The sequence below is a fragment of the Sphaerisporangium flaviroseum genome, assembly GCF_039537005.1.
In the GTDB taxonomy this organism is placed as follows: Bacteria; Actinomycetota; Actinomycetes; order Streptosporangiales; family Streptosporangiaceae; genus Sphaerisporangium; species Sphaerisporangium flaviroseum.
Map to the genome: position 1 here is coordinate 370,386 of NZ_BAAAZR010000004.1, position 23,295 is coordinate 393,680.

Genomic DNA, 23,295 nt, shown 5'->3' on the forward strand with positions numbered 1-23,295 from the left:
CGCGTCCTCGCACCTTGATCCGGATCTCAGAACCGATAGCGGAGGATGCGGCCGACCTTGCGGAGGAAGTAGAAGCGGTTCATCACCGCCAGGGCCGCGCGGTAGCCGGCCGGGAAGCATTCGACCTCAGGAACGTCGGAGAAGAACAGCTGCTCGGCCAGGTGGAGGCGGGGGTTGTCGGCGGTCAGTTCTGCGGGGTCGTCGAGGCCCCAGCGGAGGGTCGCGCCGGTGGACCTGATGGCGGGCTGGAAACGGCTGAGCTTGACCGCCAGGCTGCTGAGTGCGTCGAAGACGATCTCGCCGGAGGGGAACCGGTTGGTGATCCGGCGCAGGAGAGCGTGAACCTCCTCGGTCGTGAGGTACATCATCAACCCCTCGGCGACGACCAGCACCGGCCGGTCGTCAGGAACCCGTTCCAGCCATCCGGGATCCGTGGCGGGTAGACCGATCATGGTGTAACGAGCCCGAGTCTCAGCCTCACCCCGCGCATTTACAGCCTCACTCGGCCCAGTGATCGCCTCACCCGGTCCAGTGGTCGTGTCATCGAGGTGAGTGGTCGTGTCGCCCGGGTGGGGTGGGAAGAGGCGCTCACGCAGGGCGATGATGTCGGGGTAGTCGATGTCGAACCATTGGACGGTCTCGGGCAGGTCGAGGCGGTAGGCGCGGGTGTCGAGACCGCAGGCCAGGTGGATAACCGTCGTGTCGGGCTTCCGGGCAAGGTGGGCGGCGGTGAGGGTGTCGAAGGTCTTCGCACGGATGGCCACGCTCAGCGCGTCGGTGGCGCGTATCTTCAGCTTCGAGAAGTCGTAGTCGATGCGCTCGACGGCCTGCTGCGCGAGGGGATCCCGGAGAACCGGGTCCTCCGTACGGCTGTGCACGGCGCGCCCGTACAGGGTGGCGAGGAGGGTCTCCTTGTCCCCGGTAAGGTGGACCTTCTCGGTGCCCACTCCTCCAATGTAGACCTGGGCTCCCCCGCTCCCTGGTAACCCCCTGAGCAGGTCAGACCCTGCCCCGGGGGCGCGAGCATGTCAGCCTCTACTCCCCGGACCCGGGTCGGGCACTCCCACCGGCACAACCTCCCACCGGCTTAGGGTCGCGCAAGTCGACGATGCCACCGGAGAACATCGCACGGCCGAAGCTGATCATGCTGCTGGCGAACTCCACAGTGCCGAATGTCGACCGTGTCGCTGGAGTGGTCGAAGCTGATCATGTCGCTGGCGAACCCCGTAGTGCCGACGTCGACCGTGTCCCTGGAGAAGGTCTCTACCGGGCTGCCGACCCCTGCCTCGTCCTGGACCAAGCGTTCGAGACGACGCCGATACGGTGGGGAACGGCGCAGCACAGACCACGCCGTTGTGCGGCGGGGAACCAAGGGCGGGTGGGCGAGTCGGGGCCCATTCTCGCCGGACACTCCCCCGTCAATACAACTCGGCTCGCCGCACACAGCAGCATGTCGAACTGTTCGCCGCCGGTGGGCGGATCGGCTGCGTCGCCGACCAGGAAAAGTCCGGCGAGCCCGGCGTCCGCCAACTTGGCCTGGGCTTGCTCAATCATCCGCGGTGCCAGGTCCACACCGGTCACCCGGTGCCCGGCCGCGCCGCAGCCACCAGCGGTGCGTGTTCCGATTCAGGACCGCGCCAGCGGGAACCGTGGCCACTGCGAGAACTTCGAACGCGAGGAAGCCCCACTCACCAGGCGTGACTGTCTCCGCAGCGGCGCAGGCGTACGCCAGCAGTGCGGTGAACACCAGTATGACCCGCCAAGCGGCTCCTGCTACTGCGGCGAGCCGGCGCCGCTGCCGCGGCCACCGCGGCGGGTGTAGTAGTCCACGCTCACTCCGGCGAGATGCGCCACCTCTTCTCGACGCAACCCGCGTACCCGCCTCCTGGGTAGTCGTCAACAACGCGGGGTATGGCTTCCTCGGCGCGGTCGAGGAGGTCTCCGACAGCGAGGCCCGGCAGATGTTCGACGTACAGATCTTCGGAGTCTGGAACGTGCTACGGGCGGTGCTGCCGGCCATGCGGGAACGGCGCGGCGGCCGCATCATCAACATCTCATCGATCCTCGGCATGACCGCGTTCCCGGGCTGGGGTCTCTACTGCGCCGGAAAGTATGCCCTGGAAGGCCTCACCGAGGCACTGGCCGCCGAGGTCTCCGGCTTCGGCATCGACGTGAATCTCATCGAGCCCGGCTACACGCGCACCGACTTCCTGCGCACCACCTCTCTCGGCCTGCCGTCGGCCACGATCGCCGGTTACGAGGCGATCCGGGAGATGACCAAGGCGCATCTGGCGATGCCCGGCACCCAGCTCGGCGACCCGGTCAAGGCCGCCGCCGCGATCATGGACGTGGCCGCCGACGGCAAGGCCCCGTTGCACCAGTTGCTCGGCTCCGACTCGTATGGGCTGGCGAAGGCTCGCATCGACGCGCTGACCGCCGATGTCGAGAACGGCCGCGAGGTGGCCTTCTCCACCGACATCACGCCGGACGCGTGACCCGGCACCGTTGTCGTCGGGACAATTGTCGCCGCTGACCGCCGTCGTGGTGGGCGAAAATGACCCGGCGGCTGGCCGCGTTGGCGACCTCGGCGCCATGGTCGCGTCGGCGGACGATGCGTTTGAGGCTCGCAAGATGGCCTCGAACGCGCAGTCGAGCGCCGTCCTCCCAGATTCCTACTCCCCCAGTCCCCTGTTACGAGCCGTCTTCCAGGTCCGTGCGATCGGCTGCCTCGGCCTGGGACTGGAGCGCACGAGGCGACGCCGACGCGACGAGGAACGGCGCGGCAGAGACCGCGCCGACGTGCGGCGGGAAACCAAGGGTGGGTGGGTGAGTCGGGGCCCATTCTCGCCGAACAGTCCCCAGTCGATCTCTCGCCGTCCTCCCAGTCCCCGGTTATCGACTGTCGTCCCAGTCCGGTCAATGGAGTTTGGGGTCGAGGGCGTCGCGGACGACGTCGCCGAGCATCAGGAAGCTCAGCACGGTCGCGGTGAGGAACAGAGCGGGGAAGATCAGGAGGTGGGGGTATTCGGCGAAGAAGCTCTGCGCCACGTTGAGCTGCAGGCCCCAGGAGACGTCCGGGTACTGCAGTCCGACCCCCAGGTAGTCGAGGGTGGCCTCGCCGGAGATGACGTTGCCGACGTTCAGCATCGCGACCACGAAGACCGGGGCGATCGCGTTGGGCAGGATGTGCTTGAACATGATCCGCCGGTCGCTGGCCCCCAGCGCCCGTGCGGCCTGCACGTAGTCGGTGTCGCGGATGGCGATCACCTGCCCGCGCATCAGCCGGGTCATGGTCGTCCATCCCAGGAGCACCAGGACGATCGTCATGGCCCAGATGCCGTGGCCCGGGAAGGCGACCAGGACGACGGTGGCCCCGAGGACGAACGGGATGCCGAAGAAGACGTCGGTCACCCGGGAGATGATCGCGTCCAGCACGCCGCCGTAGTAGCCGCCGAGCAGGCCGAGCACGATGGCGATCAGCAGGGCGAAGACCGTGACCGCGACCCCGATGAGCACGGACGCGCGGGTGCCGTGGACGATCTGCGACCAGTAGTCGCACCCCTGGAGGTCGTACCCGAAGATCGCGCCGTCGGCGGGGCCCTTCTTCGACATGCGCAGGACGCAGTGCTCGTTCGGGCCCAGCTTGGCGAACAGCATGGGGAAGGCGGCCATCACGCAGGCGACGAGGAGGATGGCCATCGAGATCCAGAAGATGACTCGGCCGCGCAGTTCGAGCCACGCGTCGTGCCAGAGGGATCCGCGGACGTTCCGCGCCGGCTTGGGACCCGGCGCCGCCGCCTCCACGGAGGCCTTGAGGTCAACCACGGCGGATCCTTGGGTCGAGCACGCCGTACAGCAGGTCGACGAGCAGGTTGGCCACGATGAAGATCATTACCAGCAGGGTGGTGACGCCGACGACGACCGGGCCCTCCTGGAGCTGGATGGACTGGAAGACCTGCTGGCCGATGCCCGGCAGGTTGAAGATGCCCTCGGTGACCACGGCCCCCGCCATCAGGTTGCCGAAGTCGACGCCGAGGTAGGTCACGACGGGGATCAGCGAGTTGCGCAGGGTGTGCCGACCGATGATCCTCGACCGCCGCAGCCCCTTGGCCGCGGCTGTGCGGACGTAGTCGGCGCGCAGGTTCTCCACCACGCTGGTCCGGGTGAGCCGGGCGACGTACGCAAGGCCGAACGAGCCGAGGACCATGCCGGGCAGCAGGTAGCTCCCGGGCCATCCCTGGTCGGTGCCCGCGGTCGGGAACAGGCCGAGGTTGAGCCCCAAGACGATCTGGGCGGTGTACCCCACGACGAAGACCGGGACCGCGATCACGAACGTGGTCCCGGCCAGCACCGCCGTGTCGGCCAGCTTGCCGCGGCGCAGTCCCGCGATCACGCCGAGGGTGATCCCCACGACCAGCTCGAAGATCCAGGCGGTGACGGCGAGCTGCGCGGTCACCGCCCACCGGTCCTGGAGCAGCTCGCTGACCGGCTGCCCGGTGAAGGTCTCCCCCAGGTCGCCCCGGAGGAAGACCCCCGCCATGTAGAGGCCGTACTGCACGATCAGCGGGTCGTTGAGGTGGTAGTGGTCGCGCATGGCCTGCAGGACCGCCTCGGGTACCGGCTTGTCGCCCGCGAGCGCCAGGATCGGGTCCCCCGGCAGGGAGAAGACCATGGCGTAGATCAGGAAGGTGGTCGCCACGAAGACCGGTATGGCCTGGAGCAGGCGGTGGACGGCATACCTCACTGTCGCGCTCCTCCCGCACCGCGGCGACCCGCCTGAGCGTCTGTGCCCGCCCCACCTGCGTGGCCGTCCGTACGACACCCGCAGCCGGTGACGGCACGAAGGCGTCCGCTCGTACGACACCCACAGCCCGTGACGGCACAAAGGCGTCCGCTCGTACGACACCCACAGCCCGTGACGGCATAGAGGCGGCCGTTCGTGCGAGACGCGGGGCCGGTCACGGCACGGGGGGACCCCGGGCGGCCGGGGGCCGTGTACGGAGTCCCCATGGTGCGCATCCTTACTTGACGGTGATCGTGTCGAGGTTGGGGCTGTAGGAGTCGATCTGGACTCCGGTGATCTTGCTGGAGTAACCGGCCTGATCCTGCCAGTTCCACAGCGGGATCATGGGCATCTCGGCGAGCGCCACGTCCTCGGCCTGCTGGTAGAGCGGGATGCTCGCCTCCATGCTCGCCGCCGAGTTGGCCTTGGCGATCAGGTCGGTGAACTGCTTGTTCTCCCAGCCCATCCGGTTACCGGCGCCCCACATCGACTCCAGGTAGTTCTGCGGGCTCGGGTAGTCCATGACCCAGTTGTTGCGGTACGGACCGTCCTCCTTCTTCTCCCGCAGCGTGGAGAGGTAGTCGGCGGCCGGGATCTTGCGGAACTGGATGTCGGTGATGCCGAGGTTCTCCTTCAACTGGTTGGCCACGGCCTGCATCCACTGCTCGTAGCTCGGGTCGGCGTTGGAGAAGTAGAGGTTCAGCGTGCCCTTGAACCCGCCGGCCTTGTCGAACAGCGCCTTGGCCTTGGCCGCGTCGTACACGCAGGACTCGCCGCAGGCGTTCTCGCGGTATCCCGGCACCAGCGGCGGCAGCAGCGAGGCCATCGGCTTGAAGGTGCCGTTGAAGACGGCGTCCACGATGCCCTGCCGGTCGATCGACATCGAGATGGCCTTGCGCAGGTCGGCGCTCTGGAACCGCTTGTCGAACACCGGGAAGCCGAGGTAGTCCATGGTGCCGCCGGCCGTGGGCACGAACCGGTCGCCGAGCAGCTTCTTGGCCTCGGGCGCGCTCGCCGGCGGGATCGTCTGCAGCAGGTCGACGTTGTTCGCCCGCAGGTCGGTGTACGCGGTGTCGCGGCTGGCGTAGATCTTGAACAGGACGGCGTCGGACTTGGCCGCGCGCGGGCCGGCGTACCCGGCGAACTTCTTCAGCTTGATCTGCTGGTTGTGCGCCCAGTCGCCGTCGAGGGCGAAGGGGCCGTTGCCGATGGGCTTCTGGTCGTAGGCCTTGAGGTCGGTGAAGGCCGCCTTGGGCATCGGCGCGAAGCCCGTGTAGGCCAGCGTGATCGGGAACTGGCTGAACGGCGCGGTCAGGTGCACTTCGAGGGTGGTGGGGTCGACGACCTTCAGGCCGCTCAGCTTGTCGGCGGTGGGCTTCTCGCCCTCGGCCTCGGGGTTGAGCTTGTCGTAGCCCTCGATGTTGGCGAAGTAGTAGTTGTTGGTCCACGCGTTGGGACCGTAGGCGGCGGCGTTCCAGGCGTCGGCGAAGCTGTCGGCGGTGACGGCCTCCCCGTTGTGGAACTTCTGCCCCGGCTTGATCTTGATGGTCCAGGTCTTCTGGTCGTCACTGGTCACCGACTCGGCGGCCCGCATCTGCGTCTGACCCTTGGCGTCGATCACGACCAGCGTGTCGAACAGCGCCTGGAGCACCGTGATGGAGTAGCTGCTGGAGGTGTTGCCGGGCGTCAGGTGATCGGGCTCGGTGAGCGCGACGGAGAACTGCCCCGCACCCTGTTTCGCCTGGTCATTACTGGTATTTCCGCTGGAACCCCCGCAGGCGCTCAACGTGAGCGCAGCCGCGAGGAGGACGGCGGCACCTCGCGCCTTGTTCAGGACCGTCACTATTCCTCTGCCTCTCCGTCGCTCCGGCGTGATGCCGGAGAGGCTAAATAGCGGAGCAGGGCTCTACATCGGAAGGTTTACGTATTCCCTGCGAAGATCTGTGTCGGGCAAGCTGCGCGTGGAGGACAGATGGATCAGATCACCCTGAACACACGTCACCTCCACGCGTTCACCGAAGTGGGTTTCCAGGTGGCCGGCGGTTCGGGGGCACACGGCGCCATGACGGCGCTGCGGAAGATCATCCCGGTCGAGGCGTACGAGTTCGTCGCCTTCGACCCGGCGACGGGGTGCCACCGCAGCCTGGTGTCGTCCGGATACACGCGTGTGGACGTGGACGCCGCGGAGGAGTACGCCCGCCTCGATCCCTACCGGCGGGCCATGGCCTCCCGGGTGCCGCTGCCCATGGGGTCCCCGGGCACCGAGCTGTACTACCGCAGGCACCTGGAGCCGTACGGCTGGCGGTCCGGGCTCACCGCGCCGCTGTTCGTGACCGAGGGCCGGTACACCGGGCTGCTCCATGTGAACTCCCGGGACGCGCTCCCGCCAGAGACCACCACGGTGATCAGCGCCGTGTCCAGCGCGCTGGCGCACGTCACCGACCTGACGCGGTGCGTGATCGACCCGCTCGGGCTGCCGCCGGGGTTCCACGCGGTCGCCTTCGAGCGCGGCGGGCGGCGCAGGGCTGTGGCCGGGTGGCCGGCCTCCGAGGCCGTCGACACCGAGCCGTCGATGGCCGAACTGGCCAGGGACTTCATCGACTCGCGTGAGCTGTCACGGCGAGGGCTGTGGCTCGACTCCTCAGGGCAGTGGCGCGAGGTCCGCGTCCACCGCGCCGGCGTCGGCTTCCACGGCGCCATCCAGGGCGCCGTGATCGCCGAGCGGCCGTGTTCCCTGCCGTACGACCTGACGGCCAGGGAGATCGAGGTGCTCACCAGGGTCGCGCTGGGTGACTCCAACCCGCAGATCGCGGCGGCGCTGGTGCTGAGCGTCCGTACGGTGACCACCCACCTGGAGCACATCTTCGCCAAGCTGGGATGCGACAGCCGGACGCGCCTGACGACCAAGGTCCTCGCCGAGGGCCTCTGCCGCCTCGACCTGCCCTGACCCGCCCGCTCTCAGCGGGCGACCCTCAGGTTCCCCGGCGGGATGACCGCCGAGGGGTTCAAATCGATGTGCATCTCGAACCAGACGTTGTTGGTCCCCGCCTCCCGGATGAAGCCCCAGCGGTGGGCGAGCGCCTCCAGCAGGAGCAGGCCCCGCCCCCCGGTGTCCAGCGGAGAGGAGGGGCGCCACCCGAAAGGGGGGTCGAGAGAGCCGGCGTCCTGGACGGCTATCCGGACCCAGTCGGCGGAGAAGGACACGCTCAGCTTGAACGTCCCGCCGTCGCCGGAGTCGGAGTGCACCACCGCGTTGGTGGCGATCTCGCTGGTCAGCAGCACGCAGTCGTCGTGGAGCGGGTGTCCCGCCCCCAGCGCGGACGACACCAGCCGCCGGGCTCGTGCCACGGCGTCAGGATCGCCGGCCAGGTGCAGAACCCGATCACTGCCAGAATCCGCCCTGCCGTACCCTGAAGTGGTCATGCGACCCCCCGGTTGTGATTCGCCCGCACCTTGTTAGGACGCGGGGGTCATCCGTAGAGATGTCGCCAAAAGGGTAGGAACCTGGTCCCCGGCGGGAGAAACCATCTGACCTACGAGGAGGACATCTCGGGAGGCGTCCTCGCCGGCGGCAGATCCGAGTGGTCCTCGTCGACGATGTCGGCGGCGGAGCGGACGATGAGCGGGTCGGGGGTTCCCACGACCTCGTGGTCCTTGTTCTCGTAATCGAACTGGTTCAGGACGTGGCGCATCGCCTCTATGCGGCCGCGCTTCTTGTCGTTGCTCTTGATGACGGTCCACGGGGCGTCCTCGGTGTCGGTGTTGAGGAACATATCCTCCTTCGCCTTGGTGTATTCGTCCCACTTGTCGAGAGAGGCGAGGTCCATCGGGGACAGCTTCCACTGCCGGACCGGGTCGACCTGGCGGATGATGAACCGGGTGCGCTGCTCGCGGTGGGACACCGAGAACCACAGCTTGATCAGGTGGATGCCGTCACGGACCAGCATCCTTTCGAAGTTCGGCGTTTGCAGCATGAACTCCTGGTAGTCCTCGGGGGAGCAGAACCCCATGACCCACTCCACGCCGGCGCGGTTGTACCACGACCGGTCGAACAGGACGATCTCCCCGGCGGCGGGGAGGTGGGCGACGTACCGCTGGAAGTACCACTGGGTGCGCTCGCGCTCGCTCGGCTTCTCCAGCGCCACGACCGTCGCCCCGCGGGGGTTGAGGTGCTCCATGAACCGCTTGATCGTGCCGCCCTTGCCTGCGGCGTCACGGCCCTCGAACAGGATCACCAGGCGGCCACCGGTGTCCTTGATCCAGTACTGCAGCTTGAGCAGCTCGATCTGCAGCAGCCGCTTGGTCTGCTCGTATTCGGTGCGCGACATCCGTTCGGTGTACGGATAGTGCTCCCGCCAGGTGTCGACCACGCGGCCGTCGGCGTACAGAAGGATGGGATCGTCGTCGTCGCTGGCATCGACCCACAGGCCAGGAGTGCGGTCGAGCAACTCGCTGGAGTCCACGGCTTGGGGATAGAGAACTTCCGAAGGGTCCGAGTCCATATCGCCAGCATTGCATATATATAGGCCGGTCAACTGGTCAGTGGCACCCGCCGGTGCCGGAGTCGAGCACCACGCCGTCGGTGTTGACGAACCGCCAACCGTAGCCCTGAGGACCCAGCACCAGCCGCAGTACTCCGAAGTCGGTGTTGTTGCGGAACGCGCTGCCGGGGACGGCCGGGCCGAAGGCGTAGTGGCTCGCCCCGCCGCTGCCGACCACGAACTGGCGGAGGCCGCCCTGGGCGGGCCTCCCGTCGGGCCGCAGCGGCTCGAAACGCTCGTAGTTGTGCTCGTGCCCGGCGAGCACGACCTCGGCCCGCGCCGCGTACAGGGCCTTCCAGAACGTGGAGACGCTCCGGTCGTTCCCGTGCTGCCTGCCGGAGGAGAACCTCGGGTGGTGCCAGTACGCCAGCACGCACCGGTGCCGGCTTGCCGCCAGGTCGGCCTTCAGCCAGGCCACCTGGTCGGAGCCGGGGTCGTGCGCGGCCATCGAGTCGAGGGCGATGAGATGCCACTCTCCGAGGTCGAAGCTGTAGTAGCTCCGCCCTTCACGGCGGGCGGCGGGCCCGAAGTAATCGAAGTATCCCTGCGCGCCTTCGGTGATGTACTCGTGGTTGCCCGGAGCCGGGAAGGTGCGGCCCTTGAAGCGGCCCCAGGTCTTGTCGTAGTAGGAGCGGAAGTCGGACAGGGCCCCTGCGGGGTACTGCAGGTCACCGAGCGCCAGCACGGCGGCCGGGTCGATGCTCAGCACCAGGTCGGAGGTGGCACGCGCGCCGCACCGGTCCGCCGTGCAACGGGGCGAGATGTCACCGGCCGCTACGACCACGGGGTTTGCCCCGGAGGGCGGGGCGGTGCCGCCGCTGGGCGCCGGTGCGCTCGTGGCAGGGCTTGAGGACGGCGCCGGTGGGCTGGAAGACGGATCCGCCTGGCCGGAGGACGCCGTGCCGCCGCACGCGGCGGCCAGGGCACACGCGGCCACGGCGGTGAGAACGCTGGGCAGCCCTCTGCGGGAACGACGTCGCATAGAATCCATCCTGCTTGGACCCGGCGACCGCTCGTGCCGTTTCGGCCCTCCTCGGTGGAGAACCGGCGGAGAGGAGGTCTCGATCCAAGTACATAGGAGGTGAAAACAGCCTCAGCGCTATGATGCGGTGCAACGATTGACAGGCATGGATCACGGAAAATGACGCCTCCGTCTTAGACGTTCGGCAGAGGGAGCAGCCGAATGGCTCTGGAACTGGCTGTCACGTATCACCCCGGCTGCACCGTGGTAGGCGTCATCGGCACGCTCGACGCGATCTCGACCCCAGGGGCCAAGGAGCGGCTCGACGAGCTGCTCGCCCAGGGCCACAACCGCATGATCATCGACGTCGCCCGGCTCGGGTTCTGCGACTCCAGCGGCATCTGGCTCCTGCTCGGCCTCCACCGCAAGACGATCGAGACCGGCGGATGGATCAGGCTCGCGGGCGTGAACGGCTTCCTGCTGCGCCTGCTCGCGCTCACCCATCTGGACGCCGCCTTCACCATCGACGAGGACCTGACGGCATCGCTGATCGCCGCGTCCGCCGCCTCAGGGCCGGGCAGGGACGCAGGCGGGGAGGCCTGAGGCCCCGCTCAGGACCTCTCGGCGGCTTCCTTGATCCGCCGCAGGGTGCTGCGCATGCCCTCGACCATGAGGCTCTCGCGGTTCTTGCCGAGCAGGCCGAGGGAGAGCAGCGTGCGGATCGGTTTGACCGGTGACCCGATGTGCTCGCGCCACTCGTACAGGATCGTGCCGTCGCCGTCGGGCTCAAGGCGGTAGCCCCAGCGCATCCGCGACAGGTTCACCTCGAAGGTGAACGCGCGGGGCCGATCCCACTCGACCACCGTGCACGTGGTAGCCCAGCGGAAGAGTCCGTGGCGGTTGCGTCCCCGGAACGAGGCGCCCAGCCGCCCGCCCACGCCGGCGAGCCAGCGTCCCCCCGTGTTCTCCGGGCTCCACTCCCCGTAACGGGTGACATCGGTGACCAGCTCCCACACCTTCCTGGGGGGTGCGTCGATCTTCAGGCACACCTCGTCCACTAAAACTCCTCTCGGCCCCGATCGGGTCCCGGTGCGGCGCCCTCAGGCGAAACCTACGTCGCGATCCCCGGCGGAAACAGGTGCTGTGCCCGCTTTTCGCCGCTATGCCGTGGTGAGCAGGCGAACCGCCTCCAGGGCCAGGGCGAGCTCGACGATGTCGCGGGGGCGGGACACCGACCGCCCGGTGAGCTGCTCGACCCGCCGGATGCGGTTGAAGACGGTGTTGCGGTGGCAGTACAGCTGCCCGGCGGCACGCGCGGCCGAGCCCTCGCACCGCAGCCACGCCTCCAGGGTGGCCAGCAGCACCTCGCGGTCGGCCGGGTCCAGCGCCAGCAGTGAACCGAGCACTTCGGAGGTCAGGCGGCCGGAGAGGTCGGGCTGGGAGACCACCAGCGCCGACGGCAGCCGGCGATCCAGCCGGGCGATCTCCGGCCCGCAGCCCGAGCACGTGCGCATGGCCAGCTCGGCGAGCCTCCTGGCGGTGGCCAGCTCGTCGAGGCCGTCCACGACCGGGCTCACGCCCGCGGGGCCGTACACGATCGGGGTGATGCCCTCGACCAGGTGCTCCAGTGTGCCGTCTCCGAGGGCGGCGACGGCCACCTCGTGCTGGGTGCGCATGCGCCACAGCAACCGCATCGGCCCCAGCGTCTCGGGGTGGGTGCCCACGTTGCCGCCGGAGCCGTTCCTGGTGGAGGGAGGGCCGCCGTGGCAGCTCTGGCCCGAGCGGTGGCCGTAGTGCTCGTGACGTACGGGGAGCCTGATTGTGACGACCGCATAACGCCCTCGCTCCGGCAGGTCGAGCGCGGCCGCGGCCGAACGCGCGACGGCGGCGTTGCCCGTGCCCTCCAGCAGGTCGTCGAGCAGCGCGTTCACCCGCTCGTCGTTGCGTCCGAGCAGCTCCTTCTCGCGCCGCCTGTAGGTGTCGGCCGCCACCAGGGCCTGCCGGTCGATCGCGTGCCAGACATGGGTGGCGGTCCGTACGAGGGCGCCCAGCAGGTCGGGATGCTCGCGCTCGACCAGTTCGACGAAGCCGGCCCAGGTGACCTGCGCGGCCAGGCGGTACATGCGCATGAGGGAGTCCATGGGCAGTCCCTGCTCGGCGCGGCGGCTCGCCATCTGCTGGGCGAACGTCATGTCCCGCCGCTCCTCCGGCCGTTGCAGGATCGCCTCGATGCCGATCCTGAGCCCCTCCTCGGTGCTCTGCCAGTGTTCTTCCAGCGAGACGAGCTTGCGGTAGGCCTCGTCGCCCTCGCGCACGCGGGTCACCAGCTCGTCGGTCAGCTCGGGCAGCCGTTCCAGCAGCCGTGTGGCGGCGATGCGCAACACCTGGCGGACCTTGTCGTCGACGTGCTCGGTTCGCTTGGCGGCCATCCTTGAGAGACTGCCATCCGGCCCTTGGACGGAACAAGGTTCGGTTTCGTTTCGTGACGTGCCGTTGTGCGGGCGCACAACCGCCTTCCCGCGGTGATGGGCACCGGTCCCGACTTCACCTCCGGACCTGGACGACGGTGCGCGTGCGGCGTTTGTGTGTGCCTCACCGATTCTCAGGAGGAACACATGGACGCCACGGCGCCCCCGCCCGGTCACGCCGGGCTGGCGGTCAGCGAACTGGCGGTGAACTACGGCCCGGTGCGCGCGCTGCGCGGGGTCTCCCTGCGGGTCCCTCCCGGATCGATCGTCGCCGTCCTCGGCGCGAACGGCGCGGGGAAGACCACGCTGCTGAGGGCCATCTCCGGGACGTTGCGGTTCCACCGGGGATCCGTCGGCGGCGGGGCGATCTCCTGGGGCGGAACACGGCTCTCGGGGGTGTCCGCGCCCGCCGTCGTGGCCCGCGGGGTGACCCAGGTCCCCGAGGGGCGCAGGGTGTTCGCCCGGATGACGGTGGAGGAGAACCTCCGCGCCGGCGCGCTCGGCGCACGTGGGGGTAAGAAAGCGGTGGCGGCGGCACGAGAGGAGGTCCTCGGCCTGTTCCCCGTGCTCGCCGAGCGGGCCCACCAGCGCGCCGGGCTGCTGTCCGGCGGCGAGCAGCAGATGCTGGCGATCGGCAGGGCCCTGATGGCCCGTCCCGCGATGCTGCTGCTCGACGAGCCCACGCTCGGCCTGGCGCCGCTGATGGCGGCCCGCATCGCCGAGACCATCAAGGAGATCAACGCGCGTGGCACCTCGGTCCTGCTCATCGAACAGAACGTCGCGCTCGCCCTGTCACTGGCCTCGCACGCATACGTGCTGGAGGTCGGCGAGGTGGTGCTCTACGGTCCGACCGCCGACCTCGCGGCCGGCGACGAGGTGAGGCGCCGGTACCTCGGCATCGCCGACGCACCCGGCGCGGGACCGCCGGGACCGGACTCCGGGCGGCCGGACCTCACGGGACCGGGTTCCGCGGAAGCGGCTTCCTCGGCACCGGACGGCTCGGAGAAGAGGTCGCCGGAGCGCGCGTCAGGGCGCCGAAGGCTGACGAGGTGGTCCGCATGACCACCTCATACCAACCGGACGGTATGTCCCCTCTCGACGTCAGAGACGTCACCGTCCGCTTCGCGGGGCTGACGGCCCTGGACGGCGTGAGCTTCGCCGTGGCGCCGGGAACCGTGCACGCCGTCATCGGGCCGAACGGGGCCGGTAAGTCCACCTTCTTCAACGTGCTGTCCGGGGTGTACCAGGCGACGTCCGGCAGCGTCCGCTTCGGCGACACCGAGCTCACCGCGCTGCCGCCCCACCGGGTCGCCGCCCTCGGGGTGGCCCGCACGTTCCAGAACATCGCGCTCTCCCGCCACCTGCCTGTGCTGGACAACCTCATGCTCGGACGCCACCGGCTCACCCGGGCCGGATTCGTCTCCTCCGGCCTGCGCCTCCCGTGGGCGCGCCGGGAGTGGTCCCGGCACCGCGAGCGGGTGATCGAGATCGCCGACTTCGTCGGCCTGGCCGACCGCCTGGCCACCCCGGTGGGGCTCCTGCCGTACGGGGTGCAGAAACGCGTGGAGCTTGCCCGTGCCCTGTGCATGGAGCCGAGGCTGCTGCTGCTGGACGAGCCCGTGGCGGGGATGAACGGCGGCGAGCGGCTGGACATGGCCGAGCTGATCATCGCGGTCAGGGAGAGCCTCGGCATCTCGATCCTGCTCGTCGAGCACGACATGGGCATGGTCATGCGCCTGGCCGACCGCGTCACCGTACTCGACTTCGGCCGTCGCATCGCCGACGGCACCCCCGAAGAGGTACAGGCCGATCCCCAGGTCATCCGCGCCTACCTCGGCGCGAGCGCCGACCAGGAGGACATGTGATCACGTTCCTGGAGCTCCTGGTCAACGGGATCTCCATCGGCGCCGTCTACTCGCTCATCGCCCTCGGCTTCGTCGTCATCTTCAAGGCCACAGAGGTGGTCAACTTCGCCCACGCGTCGCTGCTGCTGGCCGGCGGCTACCTGGTCGCCAGGTTGCAGCCGGTGACCGGCTTCTGGGCCGCGCTGCTGATCGGGGTCGCCTCGGCGGCGACCGTCGGGGCGCTGATCGAGTTCCTCATCATCCGGCGGGCCAACGTGGCCTCGCACAGCGTGCTGGCGATCGTCACCATCGGCGTCGACATCGTGCTGACCACCGAGCTGACCCGCCAGATCGGCACCGAGATCCTGGCGCTCGGCGACCCGTGGGGGGATTCGGTGCTCCACCTCGGGCAGGTGACCGTCGCCGAGACCCGGATCGTGGCGCTGGTGACCGCGGCGGTGCTGATCACCTCGTTCCTGCTGGCGTTCAAGTACACGGGCTGGGGCATCGCGATGCGGGCCACCGCCGAGGACTCCGAGACCGCCGCGCTGATGGGCATCCGGCTCGGCCGCGTCTCCCTCAGCGCGTGGGCGGTCGCCGGGGCGCTCGCGGCGGTCGCGGCGGTCTTCCTCTGCGTGTTCCCGACGCCGGGGCTGGACCGGGGCACCTCCCTGGCCGCCATCAAGGCCTTCCCCGCCGCGATCCTCGGCGGGCTCGACTCCACCACCGGGGCACTGGTCGGCGGGCTCGTCGTCGGCGTCACCGAGGCGCTGATGACCGGCTACCAGAACCAGCTCGCCTTCCTCGGGCGGGGCATCGGAGACGTCGCGCCGTTCCTCGTCATGATCGTCATCCTGCTCCTCCGCCCCGCGGGACTGTTCGGAATCAGGGAGACCGCCCGTGTCTGACCGTCCTTCGCTCGTCCGGATGGGGGGCTGGGGGGCCGCCGCGGTGGTGGCGACGGCCATACCGTTCTACATGGAGGGGTTCTGGCTGCAGACGGGCCTGTTCGCGATGTCGGCGGCCGTCGGCGCCATCGGGATCAACCTGCTGACCGGCTCCACCGGGCAGCTGTCGATGGGACACGCCTTCTTCCTGGCGGTGGGCGCCTACGCCTACGTGTACTTCGCCGCCGACCCCGGGCAGTCCGGGCAGCACGCGCTCGGGGGTCTCGGCCTGCCCACGCCGCTGGCGGCGGTGCTCGCCGTGCTCACGGCGGGCGTGGCGGGCGGCCTGTTCAGCCCCATCGCCGGCCGGCTGAAGGGCGCCTACCTCGGCATCGCCACGCTGGCGCTGATCTTCCTCGGCCAGCACCTGCTGTTCAACGCCGAACCGGTCACCGGCGGCTACAACGGCCGGGCCGTACCGCCGCTGGAGCTGTTCGGGCTGGTCTTCGCCGACTCCCCCGCACTGGTCCTCTTCGATGTGCCGTTCGGCTCGCTGGAACGGCTCTGGTTCCTCGGGCTGGCCGTGGTGCTGGGCGCCGCCGCGTTCGCCCGCGGGGTGCTGCGCGGGCGGCCGGGGCGGGCGATGAACACCATCCGGGACCACGAGATCGCCGCGGGCGTCATGGGGGTCCCCGTCGCGCGCTACCGGGCCGGGGTCTTCGTGCTGTCGTCGATGTACGGGGGCCTGGCCGGGGTGATGCTCGCCCTGGTCTTCCAGCGGACCGTTCCCGACTACTTCAGCGTGCTGCTGTCGCTGGACTACCTCGCCATGATCGTCATCGGCGGGCTGGGGTCGATCGGCGGGGCGATCGCCGGCGCGGTCTTCGTCTCGGTGCTGCCTCAGCTGCTCACCCGGTACAGCGACAGCCTGCCGCTGATCGCCGAGCCCGGCTCCGGCGGGGTCTCGCCGGCGGAGGCGGCCCGCATCCTGTACGGCGCCGCCGTGGTCACGGTCGTGCTCTTCCTGCCCGGCGGCCTGCGGGAGCTGTTCCTCCGGCTCCGCACGGCGATCAGGGGCCGCGCGGCCCTTCTCACCCGCACCACCCGGATGCGGCGCTCTTCCGCACCCTCCCCCTCTCCGACCCCTTCACCCGACACCAGGAGCTGACATGGGCAAGTTCGGCATCCGTACCGGAGCCACGATGGCGGCGCTCGCGCTGGCGGTCAGCGCGTGCGCGAGCGGCAAGGCCACGGGCGGCGAGACCGCCACCGGCGGCGACGGCGTCAAGTCCGGCCCCGGCGTGACCACCGACAAGATCTCCGTCAGCATGCTCACCGACCTGACGGGGCCGTACGCGTCCCTCGGCAAGAGCATCACCCAGGCTCAGCAGCTCTACTTCGAGCAGGTCAACGCCGCGGGCGGGGTGTGCGGCCGCAAGATCGAGGGCATCGTGCGCGACCACGGCTACGACGCCCAGAAGGCCGTGGCCGCCTACACCGAGGTGGCGCCCCAGTCCGCGGCCATCACCCAGTTCATCGGCTCGCCGATGGTCACGGCACTCAAGCAGCGCATCGAGGGCGACAAGATGCTGACGATCCCCATGGCGTGGGCGACGAGCCTGCTGGGCGGCCAGGCCATCCAGGTCACCGGTACCACCTACGACGTCGACATGATCAACGGGGTCGACTTCCTCGTCAAGGAGAAGGGCATCAAGGAGGGCGACAAGATCGGCCATCTGTACTTCGAGGGCGACTACGGCCAGAGCGCGCTCAACGGGTCGAAGTACGCCGCGGACAAGCTCGGCCTCACGGTGGTGGAGCAGAAGATCAAGGCCACCGACCAGGACATGAGCGCCCAGGTCTCGGCGTTCAAGGACGCGGGCGTCAAGGCGATCATGGTCTCCGTCGGGCCCAAGCAGGCGGCGTCCCTGGTCGGCGTGGCGGTGGCCAAGGGCATGGACATCCCGTTCGTCGCCAGCAACTCGGCCTACAGCCCGCAACTGCTCGGCACGCCCGCGGCTCCGGCGCTGCTGAAGGACTACTACATCATGACCGCCGGCGCCCCGATGAGCGCCCCGCTCCCCGCCATCCAGAAGCTGGTCAAGGACTACCAGGCGAAGTACGCCGGGCAGCCCGTCGACAGCGGCGTCGGGGCCGGCTACTCCGCGGCGCTCATCGTCGGAGACGCGCTCAAGAAGGCCTGCGAGTCCAAGGACCTCAGCCGCGAGGGCATCGTCAAGGCCCACCGTTCCCAGCCCTCCTGGGAGGGCGGCTTCGGCACGCCGATGGACTTCTCGCAGGTCGACCAGCCGGCCTCTCGCGCGTCCTACGTCGTCAAGCCGGACAAGTCGGTGATCGGCGGCGCGGTGATCCTCAAGGAGGCCGCCGTCTCGGACCTGGCCAAGGAGTACCAGGTGCCGATCGGCTGACCGGCCGAGACACCGCTCACCGGAACACTCCGGTGTGCCCGAGGGAGTGCAGACCGGGCTGCGGGTAGACGGCCAGGCCGTGCGGCCCGGCGTCGACCGGGATCTTGCGTACGAGATGGCCGTCGCCGGTGTCGAAGACGTACACGACGCTGTTGTAGCGCCCCGTGAGCCACAGGCGGCGGCCGTCGGCGGACACCCCGCCCATGTCCGGCGAGCCCCCGCCCGGGATGCGCCAGGTCGCGATCGGCCTGCGCTTCGCGAACGAGACGACCGACACCGACCCCGCGCCCCGGTTCGACACGTACAGGACCTTGGAGTCCCTGCTGACGTAGAGCCCGTGGGCGCCGGCGCCGGTCCTGACGAAGCCCTCCACCTTGAAGCTCCCCGAGTCGACCCGCCAGACCCCGCCCTGCGCCATGTCGGCGACGTAGAAGGTGCCGCCGTCCGGTGAGAGCTTCACGTCCTGCGGCATGTTGTGGTGTCCGGGCAGGTTGACCACCTGGCCGACCTTCCGCCGGGCGAGGTCGACGACCACCAGGTGGCCGGAGAACTCGCAGCTGGCCAGGAAGGTCGAGCCGTCGAGGGTGAAGTCCGCGTGGTTGATCCCACGGCACGGCATGTCCAGTGACTCGCGCAGCTTGAAGGTGGCCGGGTCGCGGAAGTCCAGCCGGTTGAGCCGTTCGGCCATCACCAGCGCGGTGGCGCCGTCCGGGGTGAAGTACAGGTTGTAGGGATCCTCGACGGGGATCGGCCTGCCCGGCCTTCCGGTGGCCGGATCGATCGGCGTGAGCGTGTTGCCCTCGTTGTTGTTGACCCACAGCGTCTTGAGGTCCCACGAGGGGACCACGTGCTGCGGCCGCGCCCCGACCTTGAAGCGCCGGATGACCTGGTAGGTCTTGGGATCGATCACGCTCACCGTGCCGCTGTCGCTGTTCGGCACGTACACCAGCGACGGGAACCCCTGGACCACGGGGCTGAGCATGCCGGGCCGGTCGTTGGCGTAGACGTCCACGGTCGCGGCCTTCTTGCCACCGTGCGCCTCCGGCTCGACCGTGACCGCGGCGGGCGGCGGAGCCGAGGGCACCTCGGCGTTCCGCGACTCGGCGCCACCGCCGGAGCAGGCGGTCAGGCCGACGACGGTCCCGGTGACGAGCGCCTGGATGCCCCACCGGACCGTTCGTGCCGGCTGACGCTCTGTTGTCCACCGCCGCATGACCTGCCCCTCCGCCGTCTGCTCCCGGCCCGCGCCGGCTACGGCCACGCTAGGAGGGAGACGGTCAGGGAAGACTCAAACCAGGGTCAGTGGTTCGCCTTTGCCGGTGGCACGTCAGGCGGTGACCTTCCAGTCCTGGATGTCGATCCTGCTGCCGCCGTACTGCGGCGTGAAGATCGTGAGCAGGTTGTCGTCTCTGAGGTGGGCGTGGTCGAGGAGCGGGTCGGAGAAGTAGATGGCCGCCGAGGTGTATCTCAGCGTCCAATCGGACCAGCCCGAGCTCCTCGACGCCGTCTGGATGTGCAGCTTGTGCGTCTTGCTGTCGCCGCTGACGACGTACAGGTTGTTCCCGGAGTCCACGCCGATGTCCCCGCGGCTCGACCGTTCGAGGAAGGGGGTGTAGGTCTGGTGCCAGCCACCGGAGGTGTCGCGGTGGTAGTGCACCAGGACGGCGGTCTCGCGCGCGGTCGTGAAGTCGCTCTGGGACGCGGCGCCGGCGGGGAGGTGCGAGGCCAGCACGTGCACCACTCCGGAGCCGTCGACCACCTGCGACTCCTGGTTGATGAGCCCGCGGTTCTGCCCGATGCTCCACACCTTGACACCGGCCGAGGCCGAGGTGATGGAACGGCTGCCCGTGGTGCCGATGACGGCGCCGGAGTTGTTGCGCCACGTACGGCCGAGGTCGGTGCTGTAGGCGTACATCAGGTCGTGGTTGGTGCTGGCGTTGGAGGTCTCGCGCCAGGTCCAGGTCATGTGCAGCCGGCCGCCGCCGTCGTACTCGATGCCGAACAGGTAGGCGTTCTGGTTGTTGCTCACCCCGTCGAGGAACCGGCCGAGGTGGCTCCACGAGCCGCCCGCGTATTCGTACAGCACCTCGTCGCCCGAGCCGCTGGTGCCGGTGCGCAGGGCGAGCTGCAACCGCCCGCCCGGGGCGTCGATGAACGCCGGGTAGGTCACGGTCGTGACGGTGGACCCGGTGAGCTGCGACTGGGTGGCGCCGAAGGCGTCCGCGGTCCAGGAGAACCGGCCGGGATCGTTCGCCAGGCCGGCGACGGACCTGCGGTAGCGCAGCGTGCTGGCGTGCATGTCGAACGCCAGGTGGATCGTGCCGTCGGCGCGGGAGATCCCCAGGCTGATGACGTTGTGGGAGTCCGTCGAGGTGGTGGTGTAGTCGGTCAGCGTGAGGTTCTGCCAGCCGCCGGAGGGAAGCTGCCTGCGGGAGATGTTGACGTGCGAGGAGGAGTCCCAGTAGACGGCGTACTGCCATCCCCGGTAGCTGGTGATGCCCTCCTGCTGGAACGACTCGCCGTTCATGTAGCCCGTGTAGGTGAGGGCGGTGTGCCCCCTCGAGGTCAGCAGCGTGGTCCCCTGGGCCGTGACGCCCGGCGCCGCGGCACCGGCCTGGGGCGCCGGTCCCGCGACCAGGCCCACGAGGGCCAGCGCAGCGACGACGGCGAGACGGCAGAGGGGATTAAAACGTTTTAACATGAGCCTGGGCTCTTCCGTGAGGAGGGAGCCGGGCGGCACCCCGGAAACTAACCGCGGTGATCCGCACCGTCAAGAGGACATCCAGGCGTTAAGACGCGAAAAGGCGGTGACCACCTCGGGCGGCCACCGGTCCTGTCCGTTCGTACCCGGCGGTGCCCGTCCCCGCCCAGGCTTCGGCCACTCGTATCCGGCGGAGACCGGCCCCGCCCCCGGGCGGGCCGGTAACCGCCCGTTCCCTATGGGCGCTGCCCGGGCTTGTCGACGATGGCCGAGGCCAGCTGGGTGACCGTCCAGACGCTTCCCGCACGGGTCACCAGCTCGGATCCCATGTACTGGTCACGGAACCAGACCATCCGCATGCCGAGGTAGCGGTAGGTCTTCTCGTCCAGGATGAAATAGGTACGCATGGCGTCGCTGTACTCGCGGAAGAGGCCCATGCCCCTCCGGCCCGCACCGTCCTCGACATCGAGCTGGACCCGGACCCCGGGAATCTGCGCCAGCGCGCGGTACATCGCCGCCTCCAGCTTCGGCGGCATGACCGCCTGCTGCTGCAGGTAGAGGGAGAGCACCCGGAACGCGCGCTCGTCGGGAGTCTCCGCCCGGGCCACCTGCTCGCCCTTTGGCGACTTCTCCTCGACCGGATAGTCGACCCAGTGCCGGTCTCCCCGTACATGCGCGAGGAGCTTGGCCGGGTCGGTGGGCAGCTTGCGGAGCTTCTCGGCGTACCGCATCGGCGAGAGGTCGTCGTCGCCGGGGTCCGGCGGGTGGTCGGAGACCGTCACCTGCCCCGCCTCGTCGTAGCCGGCCGTCTGCTTCCCGTCGTAGCGGATCCAGCTCTCCCTGTGGTCGCGGTCGCCCGGGTCCCCGTTGGGCTGCCTGTCGAGGACCTTGCTGTACTGCCACTGGTTCGGACGCGGAGCAGAACCGGTCGAGCGGGTCTCGGCGACCAGCGCCGCCTGCTCCAGCACCACCGCCGTGCTGGCGTACCGCTCCGCGACCGGCGGACGGGTCGCGTCGCCGGTAGGGCCGAACCGGACGAAGGCCAGCACCAGGGCGGCCACGACACCGAAGGCGCCGGCGAGCAGGACGGGCCGGTTCCAGAAGGGCTTTCGCCTGCCGCCCGCTCCGACCGTGCGTCCGGCATGGCCCGCGTGGCCCGTTCCGGCCACCAGGCGAGCGCGGGTGGACGCCAGCCGCGCGGCGTCCGGCTCGGGCACCTCGACGCGGAACTCACTGAGCATTGTCAGGTCATCCACGGCCCAACTCCTCCTTGAAAGCGGTGGGATCGACGCCGCCGAGCGCGGTGCGCGTCTGTTTCCTGGCCCGGTGGAGCCGCGAGCGCACCGTGCCGACGGCGATGCCGAGCGCATCGGCGACCTCTTCGTAGCTGAGATCCGCCCACGCGATCAGCAGGAGCACCTCACGGTCGCCCGTGGAGAGCTTCGCGAGCGCTCCCGCCAGTGCCCGGTGCGCGGCGGCGGCGCTCACCCTCGCCTCCACGCGTTCGGCGTAGGTCTCGGCCACCGCGTCCACGCCGACACGAGCCAGCGCGCGGTAGCAGCGGACCTCCGTCCGGCGGTGCTTGCCGATGAGGTTGGCGGCGATGCCGTACAGCCAGGGGCGGGCATCTCGACGGGTCACGTCGTAGCCCTTGCGGCGCCTGAAGGCGGCGAGGAAGGTGTCGGCGACGATGTCGTCCGACAGGGCGTCACCCAGCCTGCGGGTGACGTAACGGTGAAGGTGCGGCGCATGTCGGTCGAAAAGTGCCGCGAACAGGGCCGGATCGTCCCAGGACCGCCGGATCAACTCTGCGTCGTCGGTCTGGTCCGACGTCTCTGCGCTGTGCGCGTCGGTGATCAAACAGGGCTCCGCTCATCGGGCCTCTACCTTCTCCAGGTGGGGGCGTGTCACCCCTTATCACCCGTTCCGGGCAATCGGGTTCACGGGGACCGCGTGCCACCGCCCAGTATCGCCACCGCCTCGCATCTCCGGCACCCTGCGAAGGGGCCGGCACCGCGTTCAGGATCGGGCGGGACCGGCGTGGAAGGCCGGCATCAGGATCTCGTCGACGATCTCCACGATCACCTCGTCGGGTATGGGCACGCCGTTGAAGAGGAAGTGGCTGCGGAGCATCGCCTGTCCCGCTTCCAGGCGGCGCGGGGTGACGGCCGCGGCGTCGATCTCGCCGCGCTCCACCGCCCGGCGGGTGATCTCCTGCATGAGCCTGCGGCCCGCTCCCTGATGGTGCCGGCGCACCTCGATGGTGCGGGCGTGATCGCGCAGGACGTCGCTGAGCAGGCCGCGCATCGCCTCCCCCGCCGGCCCGGCCAGCACGTCGGCGGTGCGCCGCAGGCCGGCGAGCAGGTCGCCGCGCAGGGTTCCGGTGTCGGGCGGCGAGGCGGGGTCGGGAAGGGCGTGGTAGACGGCCTCCATCGCCAGCTCGACGCGGGTCGGCCAGCGGCGGTACAGCGATGCCTTGCTCGCCCTGGCCCGCTCGGCGACGCGCTCCATGGTGAGCTTCGCGTAGCCGCCCTCGGCGAGCTCGTCCAGGGTCGCCTGGAAGATGGCCTCGTTGAGCGCCTGACCGCGCCTGCGGGGCAGCTTGCGGTGGTCGACGGCCGGCCCGTCGTGGTGGTCGGGGGCCGGCCTTCCTGGGCCGGCGCCGGGTTCGGAGGCCATGA

At 69.5% G+C, this 23,295-nt stretch carries 22 protein-coding genes and 1 pseudogene; 8 read left to right on the forward strand and 15 right to left on the reverse strand.

Annotated elements, in window-relative coordinates; all coding sequences use genetic code 11:
• Nucleotides 1-26: 26 nt before the first annotated feature.
• Together ABD810_RS13270 and ABD810_RS13275 are read right to left on the reverse strand one after the other, a co-directional pair.
• On the reverse strand, nucleotides 27-947 hold the full coding sequence (locus ABD810_RS13270; protein ID WP_344938492.1) for a class I SAM-dependent methyltransferase: 921 nt from the start codon (nucleotides 945-947) through the stop codon (nucleotides 27-29).
• A gap of 316 nt (nucleotides 948-1,263) precedes the next feature.
• A complete protein-coding gene (locus tag ABD810_RS13275; protein WP_344939030.1) occupies nucleotides 1,264-1,626 on the reverse strand; it encodes a class I SAM-dependent methyltransferase in 363 nt (120 codons plus the stop codon).
• A 320-nt stretch (nucleotides 1,627-1,946) separates the two neighbouring features.
• Between ABD810_RS13275 and ABD810_RS13280 the strand changes: the two are divergent.
• A pseudogene (locus tag ABD810_RS13280) lies at nucleotides 1,947-2,495 on the forward strand (SDR family NAD(P)-dependent oxidoreductase); the annotation flags it as partial.
• A gap of 421 nt (nucleotides 2,496-2,916) precedes the next feature.
• Here the strand turns inward: ABD810_RS13280 and ABD810_RS13285 are convergent.
• From ABD810_RS13285 to ABD810_RS13295, 3 genes are all read right to left on the reverse strand, one after another.
• Complete coding sequence (locus ABD810_RS13285; protein WP_344938493.1) at nucleotides 2,917-3,825, reverse strand: ABC transporter permease; 909 nt, start codon at nucleotides 3,823-3,825, stop codon at nucleotides 2,917-2,919.
• Entirely contained in the window at nucleotides 3,818-4,744 is a 927-nt protein-coding gene (locus ABD810_RS13290) for an ABC transporter permease (RefSeq protein ID WP_344938496.1), read from the reverse strand. The genes ABD810_RS13285 and ABD810_RS13290 overlap by 8 nt, the downstream gene beginning before the upstream one ends.
• Nucleotides 4,745-5,021: 277 nt before the next feature.
• Nucleotides 5,022-6,626 (reverse strand): peptide ABC transporter substrate-binding protein, encoded by a 1,605-nt coding sequence (locus ABD810_RS13295; protein ID WP_344938498.1) that lies wholly within the window; start codon nucleotides 6,624-6,626, stop codon nucleotides 5,022-5,024.
• Between the two features lie 129 nt (nucleotides 6,627-6,755).
• On the opposite strand from ABD810_RS13295, the gene ABD810_RS13300 reads away from it, so the two are divergent.
• Nucleotides 6,756-7,730 (forward strand): helix-turn-helix transcriptional regulator, encoded by a 975-nt coding sequence (locus ABD810_RS13300; protein WP_344938500.1) that lies wholly within the window; start codon nucleotides 6,756-6,758, stop codon nucleotides 7,728-7,730.
• Nucleotides 7,731-7,741: 11 nt separating this feature from the next.
• On the opposite strand, the gene ABD810_RS13305 is transcribed toward ABD810_RS13300, so the two are convergent.
• The 3 genes from ABD810_RS13305 to ABD810_RS13315 all read right to left on the reverse strand — a co-directional run bounded on the left by ABD810_RS13305 (nucleotide 7,742) and on the right by ABD810_RS13315 (nucleotide 10,306).
• Nucleotides 7,742-8,206: an ATP-binding protein gene (locus ABD810_RS13305; protein WP_344938502.1), complete on the reverse strand. Its 465-nt coding sequence runs from the start codon at nucleotides 8,204-8,206 to the stop codon at nucleotides 7,742-7,744.
• A 110-nt stretch (nucleotides 8,207-8,316) separates the two neighbouring features.
• Entirely contained in the window at nucleotides 8,317-9,285 is a 969-nt protein-coding gene (gene ppk2, locus ABD810_RS13310) for a polyphosphate kinase 2 (protein ID WP_344938506.1), read from the reverse strand.
• 37 nt (nucleotides 9,286-9,322) lie between these two features.
• Entirely contained in the window at nucleotides 9,323-10,306 is a 984-nt protein-coding gene (locus ABD810_RS13315; RefSeq protein ID WP_344938508.1) for a metallophosphoesterase family protein, read from the reverse strand.
• 201 nt (nucleotides 10,307-10,507) lie between these two features.
• On the opposite strand from ABD810_RS13315, the gene ABD810_RS13320 reads away from it, so the two are divergent.
• The gene (locus ABD810_RS13320; RefSeq protein ID WP_344938510.1) at nucleotides 10,508-10,888 is read left to right on the forward strand and encodes an STAS domain-containing protein; all 381 of its coding nucleotides are present in this window, start codon (nucleotides 10,508-10,510) and stop codon (nucleotides 10,886-10,888) included.
• Between the two features lie 8 nt (nucleotides 10,889-10,896).
• Here ABD810_RS13320 and ABD810_RS13325 read toward each other — a convergent pair whose 3' ends face one another.
• Together ABD810_RS13325 and ABD810_RS13330 are read right to left on the reverse strand one after the other, a co-directional pair.
• Nucleotides 10,897-11,343 (reverse strand): SRPBCC family protein, encoded by a 447-nt coding sequence (locus tag ABD810_RS13325; protein WP_344938512.1) that lies wholly within the window; start codon nucleotides 11,341-11,343, stop codon nucleotides 10,897-10,899.
• Between the two features lie 102 nt (nucleotides 11,344-11,445).
• Nucleotides 11,446-12,714 carry a PucR family transcriptional regulator gene (locus tag ABD810_RS13330; RefSeq protein ID WP_344938514.1) on the reverse strand — a complete coding sequence of 423 codons (1,269 nt, stop codon included), beginning with the start codon at nucleotides 12,712-12,714 and terminating at the stop codon, nucleotides 11,446-11,448.
• 186 nt (nucleotides 12,715-12,900) lie between these two features.
• Between ABD810_RS13330 and ABD810_RS13335 the strand changes: the two genes are divergently transcribed.
• Genes ABD810_RS13335 through ABD810_RS13355 form a run of 5 tightly spaced genes read left to right on the forward strand, consistent with a single transcriptional unit; the run spans nucleotide 12,901 to nucleotide 17,913 of the window.
• Nucleotides 12,901-13,815 carry an ABC transporter ATP-binding protein gene (locus tag ABD810_RS13335; RefSeq protein ID WP_344938516.1) on the forward strand — a complete coding sequence of 305 codons (915 nt, stop codon included), beginning with the start codon at nucleotides 12,901-12,903 and terminating at the stop codon, nucleotides 13,813-13,815.
• Nucleotides 13,812-14,618 carry an ABC transporter ATP-binding protein gene (locus ABD810_RS13340; protein ID WP_344938518.1) on the forward strand — a complete coding sequence of 269 codons (807 nt, stop codon included), beginning with the start codon at nucleotides 13,812-13,814 and terminating at the stop codon, nucleotides 14,616-14,618. The genes ABD810_RS13335 and ABD810_RS13340 overlap by 4 nt, the downstream gene beginning before the upstream one ends.
• Nucleotides 14,615-15,505, forward strand: a complete 891-nt coding sequence (locus ABD810_RS13345; RefSeq protein ID WP_344938520.1) for a branched-chain amino acid ABC transporter permease — start codon at nucleotides 14,615-14,617, stop codon at nucleotides 15,503-15,505. Before ABD810_RS13340 ends, ABD810_RS13345 begins: the two co-directional genes overlap by 4 nt.
• A gap of 19 nt (nucleotides 15,506-15,524) precedes the next feature.
• A complete protein-coding gene (locus tag ABD810_RS13350) occupies nucleotides 15,525-16,652 on the forward strand; it encodes a branched-chain amino acid ABC transporter permease (protein WP_344939033.1) in 1,128 nt (375 codons plus the stop codon).
• 1 nt (nucleotide 16,653) lies between these two features.
• Nucleotides 16,654-17,913, forward strand: coding sequence for an ABC transporter substrate-binding protein (locus ABD810_RS13355; RefSeq protein ID WP_344938522.1), 1,260 nt, complete (start codon nucleotides 16,654-16,656; stop codon nucleotides 17,911-17,913).
• Between the two features lie 16 nt (nucleotides 17,914-17,929).
• Here ABD810_RS13355 and ABD810_RS13360 read toward each other — a convergent pair whose 3' ends face one another.
• The 5 genes from ABD810_RS13360 to ABD810_RS13380 form a co-directional block, all read right to left on the reverse strand.
• A complete protein-coding gene (locus tag ABD810_RS13360) occupies nucleotides 17,930-19,126 on the reverse strand; it encodes a YVTN family beta-propeller repeat protein (RefSeq protein WP_344938524.1) in 1,197 nt (398 codons plus the stop codon).
• Between the two features lie 114 nt (nucleotides 19,127-19,240).
• The gene (locus ABD810_RS13365) at nucleotides 19,241-20,614 is read right to left on the reverse strand and encodes a BNR repeat-containing protein (RefSeq protein ID WP_344938526.1); all 1,374 of its coding nucleotides are present in this window, start codon (nucleotides 20,612-20,614) and stop codon (nucleotides 19,241-19,243) included.
• 236 nt (nucleotides 20,615-20,850) lie between these two features.
• The gene (locus ABD810_RS13370; protein ID WP_344938528.1) at nucleotides 20,851-21,870 is read right to left on the reverse strand and encodes a CU044_5270 family protein; all 1,020 of its coding nucleotides are present in this window, start codon (nucleotides 21,868-21,870) and stop codon (nucleotides 20,851-20,853) included.
• Complete coding sequence (locus ABD810_RS13375; RefSeq protein WP_344938530.1) at nucleotides 21,863-22,474, reverse strand: RNA polymerase sigma factor; 612 nt, start codon at nucleotides 22,472-22,474, stop codon at nucleotides 21,863-21,865. The genes ABD810_RS13370 and ABD810_RS13375 overlap by 8 nt, the downstream gene beginning before the upstream one ends.
• 159 nt (nucleotides 22,475-22,633) lie before the next feature.
• Nucleotides 22,634-23,293, reverse strand: coding sequence for a TetR/AcrR family transcriptional regulator (locus tag ABD810_RS13380; RefSeq protein WP_344938532.1), 660 nt, complete (start codon nucleotides 23,291-23,293; stop codon nucleotides 22,634-22,636).
• Between the last annotated feature and the right edge of the window lie 2 nt (nucleotides 23,294-23,295).